Consider the following 6362-nt stretch of genomic DNA (forward strand, 5'->3'; position numbering starts at 1 on the left):
CCGCTATGGCGAAGATTTTAAACACGTGTGAGGGCGACGTCCTCGATACGCTCTGCTATCGCGTGTACGGCAGCTTGCGCGGCACGGTCGAGGCCGTGTATGACGCGAATCCCGGACTGGCGGCCAGACCGCAGCCGTTTGAAGCAGGCGTGCGCATCGTGATGCCCGAGCTCGAGCGCCCGCGCGACGAATCGATCCAGTTGTGGAGTTGAAATGGAAGCGATGTTCCAGGTGATCGCAAATGGCGAGGATGTGACGCGGGTGATCCAGGATCGGGTGCTGGAGATCCGCACGGTCGACAAGCCGGGGCTGGACGCAGACGAATGCACGCTCACGCTGGACGATCGTGACGGCCGGATCCGGTTTCCGCCCAAAGGGGCGAGCTTGAAGATATCGCTGGGCTGGATGAGTGAAGGATTATCGATGCTCGGCGAGTATGCGGTGGACGAGGTCGGCGTGCGCGGGCCGCCGGCGAGCGTGGTGATTCGCGGCAAGCCGGCCAACATGCGCGCGAGCGCGAAGACGCAGCGCGAGGGCAGCTGGACGAACGTCAAGTTGGCCGACATCGTGGGCGAGATCGCCCGGCGTCACGGCTGGACGGCGGTGTGCGAGCTCGACGTGATGATGCCGCGGGTGGACCAATTCGGCGAGAGCGACCTGCACTTCGTGACGCGCGTGGCCCGGCAGGTTGGGGCCACCGCAACCGTGAAGGCCGGCCGCTTGCTGGTGCTGCCGCGCGGCGCGGGCAAGAGCGCGAGTGGCAAGCCGCTGCCCGTTGTGACGCTCACGCCCGAGATGCTGCTCGACTACGACATCCAGTTCCCGGACCGCGCGAGCTTTGCGGCAGTGCGCGCGAACGTGCATGACCGCAAGACCGGCAAAAAACTCGAGCTGACGATCCCGAACCCCGACGCGCCACCGGGCGCATCCGCAGTGCACACCGAGCGGCACGCATTTGCGAGCGCGAGCGTGGCGAAGGCGGCGGCCACCTCACGCCTTGCGAAGCTGAACCGGCAGACGGCGACGAGCCGGCTGACGTTGCGCGGCCGAGCCGATCTGGCGGCGGAAAAGACGGTGATGCTCAAGGGGTTCAAGGACGGCATCGACGGCGCGTTCCTGATCGAATCGGTGGAGCACAGCTACGCATCGCGTGGCTGGACCACGGTGGTGACGCTCAATGGGGGCAACGCGGGCAAGGCGAAGGTCGGGCATGGGAAGCTGCCGACGAAGTCCGTCAATCTGGTGATTCCGGCGCCGGGCTGATGGCGCACGACTGAGCACAAAAAAGTGCCACCCGCATGGGGTGGCCCAAATACAGATACAGAGGCCGATACCCCGGGGCGGAGGTATCAACGCGCATAGTGGGTCATCCAGTCCGCGGCGCTTTCAAAAATCGCTCTAGTCAAAGGCGACTTGAGCGTTGCTCGGTCTCGGTTGTCCACGATCGCGATGAACCAAAAAAATGCCACCCGCTCGGGGTGGCATAAACACAGATACAGAGATCGACATCCCGGGGGAGGGACACCAAGGCATATCGTGGCGGCAATCCGCCGGTGTGGCTTTCAAAAATCACCTTGGCTCTCGGCGTCCGCCGGTAGCTCGCGATGAACCTTTTAAACACGAGAAACGATGGGTGAGGAAAAACAGGAACTCGCGGTGCAGATCGCGACGCTCACACAACAGATGCGGGCGGTGGCGGCCAGCGTCGAGGACATCAAGCGCTCGGTGCAGCCGTTTGCGGACCTGGATCGGCGGCTTGCAGAGATGGCGGTGCGAGCGGAAACCGTACGCGAGGACGTCGGCTTGCTGTGGGGCCGTTCGCGGGCCGACGAACGCGCGCGCGGAGAGCTGGCGCACGAGATCACCGATGTGGACCGGAAAGTCGACGCGATGAAACATACAGCGCGAGGCGCGGTCTGGGTGCTCGGGGTGTGCCTGGGCTTGGTACAGACCATGATGGTGGGCGCGATCGTCTGGGTCTTTACCCACATCAACGAAGGCGACGCGCTGAATCGCTTGCAACAGCAGCGTCTCGAGCAACTGGAGCAGGAAGTGAACAGGAGACCGAACCCATGAAACTGCAAGACCGAATGGATGCGCTGATCGGGCGCGAGGGGGGATTCTCGAATGATCCGGCCGATCGCGGTAACTGGTATCTCGGGAAACTCGAGGGAACCAGGTGGGGCATCACGGCCGCCGAGGCGCGCGGGAACGGCTACACGGGGCCGATGCAGGACTTGCCACGCGAGACGGCGGTTGCGATCTACGAAGCGCGCTACTGGCGAGAGCCGAAGTTCGACCAGCTCGAGGCGATCTCACCGGCCCTGGCTGACAAGCTGTTCGACATCGGTGTGAATACAGGACCGTCGACCGGCGTCAAATTCCTGCAGCGCGCGTTGAACGTGCTGAACCAGAACGGCAAGACGTTTGCAGACCTGACGCTCGACGGCGTCATCGGGCCGGGCACGCTCGCGGCGCTCGAGGCGTGGCTCAGACTGCGCGGCGTGGAGGGTCACCGCGTGCTGCTCGGGATGATCACGGCGCAGCAGTCGGTGTACTACCTCGAGCTGGCCGAGCGGCGGCCGGCCAACGAAACCTTCGAATACGGCTGGCAACTGAACCGGGCTTTGGGAGGATAAAACATGCTGGAAATGCTGAAGACGGTCGCGCCATGGCTGGTGACGGCACTCACGGGCGGGGTACCGGGTATTGCGGTGATGGCCGCGACGACGATTGCGGAGAAGCTCGGGCTCAATGAGCGCTCGGTCGAGGCCGTGAAAACCGCGCTGAGCGGCGAGGCGTTGACACCCGAGCAGTGGCTCGCGCTGAAGCAGGCCGACGACGACTTTGCGCTGAAGATGCGCCAGGCCGGCTTTACGCACGCGCAGAACATGGCCGGAATCCAGGTGCAGGCCGATCAGGTGGCAGCAGGGGATCGGACCAGCGCACGGCAGATGGCCGTTGCGGAACACGACCACACCGCGCGCAATCTGGCGTACCTGTACACGCTCGCGCTGTTTGCGGTGATCGGGCTGGAGTTCTACCTGGCGATCGGCGGCATCCGGATGCCGGATATGGTGAAAACGACGCTCGACACGCTGCTCGGCGTGCTGATCACGATGGTGATCGGCTCGAAGGAATATTTCTTTGGGTCGTCGTCGCGAGCGGATCGGCAGGCCGATCGGATCACGCAGTTTGCGGTGTCGCCGGATATTACGGTCAGTGATGGATCCGGCGGAATGCGCGTGGTCGCGGCAAGGGGCGATCATCTGGCGCCTTAAAGGTGGGGCACAATCTGTAAGTGCAAGGGTTCATAGGCGAAATTCCGACGAAACAGGGCTGTATGGAAAATGTCTGAAATATGAAGGCTTTGACAGATTGCAAATTTTTAACACGAACACTGGGATTGTCGTGAAAACGAACTATGCTCAATGCGAGTTTTTGATATGAACGGGATGAGGTCGAGCGAAGCGGCGTTGTGTATTGAAGCCGCGTGTTTGCCTCATTGATTAAAAACGAAAATTAACAAATTTCTGAAGCGAGCTCTTTGGCCGGGGATTGACGATGTGTCTTTGCTGTGAATTGAAAGCTCGGCGGCCGGTGCAACCATATTCCTGTGATAGACCATTGCCATGGTAAATGCGATATTTGCTAGATGGCGGACTTGATAACTTCGCAAACTAATCATAATTGACATCAAAGGCGCAAATGCATCATGCGAATTTATAAAGTTATGGGGTTGGGTGTGCGAAGAAAATTGGCGCGTTTCTAAATATCGATTATGCTGACGTTCGAAGGTTGGCTTCCGTGCATTCTCTTTATTCTTTAACGTCTTGGAAGGTGGTCTGAATGTACCGGAACCAATCCAATTGATAGGCCTTCCGTGCCGGGCGCACCACGGTTGAAAAAGAGAGCATTCCTGCGCCACTTTCTGTATACATGCTTACTTAGCTTAACAGGAGAAGTGAAATGAAATCTAAGATTTTTGCTGTCATTTTGCTCGCTGTTGGCGCTGCCTTTGCGCCGTCCACGTGGGCCGCAGCTGCTGGTGACGACTGTGGGGTTGGCTTATCACTCGACGGTACTCTAGCTGATCTCGGAAACGGCGTACTGGTTTGCATTTTCCCTTCCTAGAGGGCGTTAATGCATAAATCGGGCGCGGCAGGTGACGTTTACGCGCCACAGCCAGTACGGTGCCGCTGTTAACAATCCGGGTTCCTGCGTAGATTCCCGATTTTTGCCGAGAAGATGCGCAGGGACACGAGTAAGAAGCGCGAGCCGAAGGCGCGCTACCGCGTCAGGAACTGGGCGGCGTACAACGCCGGCCTGATCAACCGAGGTAACGTCACAATGTGGATCGACGACGCCGCCCTTGCCAGCATGCCCGACGTCGAGCCGACGCGCGGCCGTCCGCGTTTGTATAGCGATGGGGTGATTCAGGCGTTGCTTGGCCTGAAGACCGTGTTCCGCTTGCCGCTGCGCGCCCTGCAAGGTTTCGCGCAAAGCCTGCGCGATCTGGCTTTCGCCACCTTGCTCGTGCCGGACTACACGACGCTTTGCCGTCGCACACAAACACTCGAGGTCCACTGCCTATCGTTCGCGACGGCGATCCGATCCACCTGGTGGTCGACAGCACGGGCGTGAAGGTCTACGGCGAAGGTGAACGGAAGGTGCGCCAGCATGGCTACTCGAAGCGTCGCACGTGGCGCAAGGTCCATCTCGCGCTCGACACGAACACCGGTCAGATTCGCGCCGCGCTGATGACACATCAGGACGTCGCCGATGGCGACGTCCTGGCCGAGTTGCTCGACCAGATTCCGGGCGACGAACAGATCCATGTCATCGGCGGTGACAGGGCCTGCGACACCAAACCGTGCCATACGGCCATTGCCGCGCGCGGTGCAATGTCCTCGATTCCGCCGCGCGAAGGCGCCGCTCATTGGCCCGTGAACACGCTGGGCGCGACGTGGCGCAACGAGGCGGTCGATGCGATTGCCCGAATCGGTCGTCGCGAATGGAAGAAAGACAGCGGCTACCACCGTCGTTCGCTCGCGGAGAACGCGATGTATCGTCTGAAGACGCTCACGGGCAATTGTCTGTGGGCACGCCGCACCGACTCGCAGGCGACCGAGGTCGCTATCCGCGTAGGCGTGCTGAACCGAATGGCGGACCTCGTACGCCCGCAATCCGGCCGCATTGTCTGACGCCGTAAACATGGGAGCCACTTCGTCCTCACACCCGATTTATGCAACAACGCCGTGCTGGTAGCCAGAGGAATTTGTCAGGGAAATATTTTCTCAACCTTTTTGTTTGGGGGCGACATGAAAAGCCGTCTATTCGTATCTGCATTTGTGATGGTAGCGTTTTCCACCGCTGCCCATGCCGACAGAGCGCGGACGCTTTGCCTTTCCGTTTTGGCGGGGGAGGTTTTAGACACGCGCTTGCTAGACTTCGCTCCCAATCAGGTGCCACAATGCGGTCCCCTCGAGACCCAGCTGCAGTTAATGGAAGTCATGCCGCCCTCGGTGTCGGCTGCGCCGTCCGTACCAAAGCAGAAGCACACAGCGACAATATCACCTGCCGGCCAACTGATAGCCGTGGACGGAATAGGGGTAATCCCAGGCATGCAGTCTGGCCCGAATAGTTTCAGTGCTGTCTGTGGTGCTGGCAATTGCTGGTTACCGCAACAGGGTATGCGAACAAGTATGGGTGTTTTCACGTTACCTATCAACAGTCAGGTATGGAATCCCACCCAGGCGCTATCTTGCAACGCAACACCCGCGAATACAGCATTGACAGTTAGCGACAAAGAGTCGGTTGGTGGAGGCAATCCAGCGAATGTGAAGGTCGAAATTGACTCGGTCAACGGGGCTGTTGCAACCCCAACCGATGCTTTCTTCGATATAACTTGTGAAGGCATCTGATCGGCGTTTCAGCGCAATCAATCGAATGTGTGTGGAATTGGGCGGATTGGTATACCGAATTGAGTGCCTTATGCCGGTTTCCAGATTCGAAGGTGGTTGGTGGTGGGCGCGCGTTGGTTAATCGTTTTCAGAGCGGCGATCCGCGTGCTGTCTCCCGACGCTGCCACATCGATTCAGGATCACTTTACTTGTGGCGCGTTGGCTGCCCGGTCGATCGGGGCGGCTTCACTGGTCGCCGTGTTGACGAGGGGTACATTCGAACGTATCCGTGGACGGGTACCAAGGCCGAGCGGCACGCATACCATTCGGCGCGTACGTGAGCGCCGCAGCATCCCCACTTCGGTGACGCAGGTCGAAAAACTGCTCAGTGATCCTAGGCATTGATACATGAACCGCGAATTTCAACCCGCCCAGTAGCGAGTCGGCCCTGCAGAACTA

The 6362-nt window shown here is 59.9% G+C and carries 5 protein-coding genes and 1 pseudogene; all 6 read left to right on the forward strand.

What is annotated here, in order from left to right; all coding sequences use genetic code 11:
- The first annotated feature begins 5 nt into the window (after positions 1–5).
- The 6 genes and pseudogenes from C7H84_RS33470 to C7H84_RS33495 all read left to right on the forward strand — a co-directional run bounded on the left by C7H84_RS33470 (position 6) and on the right by C7H84_RS33495 (position 5204).
- Positions 6–212: a tail protein X gene (locus C7H84_RS33470; protein ID WP_121862826.1), complete on the forward strand. Its 207-nt coding sequence runs from the start codon at positions 6–8 to the stop codon at positions 210–212.
- A 1-nt stretch (position 213) separates the two neighbouring features.
- Positions 214–1263 (forward strand): contractile injection system protein, VgrG/Pvc8 family, encoded by a 1050-nt coding sequence (locus C7H84_RS33475; protein ID WP_121862827.1) that lies wholly within the window; start codon positions 214–216, stop codon positions 1261–1263.
- Between the two features lie 366 nt (positions 1264–1629).
- Positions 1630–2076 (forward strand): hypothetical protein, encoded by a 447-nt coding sequence (locus tag C7H84_RS33480; RefSeq protein ID WP_121862828.1) that lies wholly within the window; start codon positions 1630–1632, stop codon positions 2074–2076.
- Positions 2073–2639: a glycosyl hydrolase 108 family protein gene (locus C7H84_RS33485; protein WP_121862829.1), complete on the forward strand. Its 567-nt coding sequence runs from the start codon at positions 2073–2075 to the stop codon at positions 2637–2639. Before C7H84_RS33480 ends, C7H84_RS33485 begins: the two co-directional genes overlap by 4 nt.
- Positions 2640–2651: 12 nt before the next feature.
- Positions 2652–3281 (forward strand): hypothetical protein, encoded by a 630-nt coding sequence (locus C7H84_RS33490; protein ID WP_240462171.1) that lies wholly within the window; start codon positions 2652–2654, stop codon positions 3279–3281.
- A 967-nt stretch (positions 3282–4248) separates the two neighbouring features.
- Positions 4249–5204: pseudogene (locus C7H84_RS33495) on the forward strand (IS5 family transposase).
- Positions 5205–6362 lie beyond the last annotated feature (1158 nt).

The organism is Burkholderia sp. Nafp2/4-1b, assembly GCF_003635165.1.
In the GTDB taxonomy this organism is placed as follows: domain Bacteria; phylum Pseudomonadota; class Gammaproteobacteria; order Burkholderiales; family Burkholderiaceae; genus Burkholderia.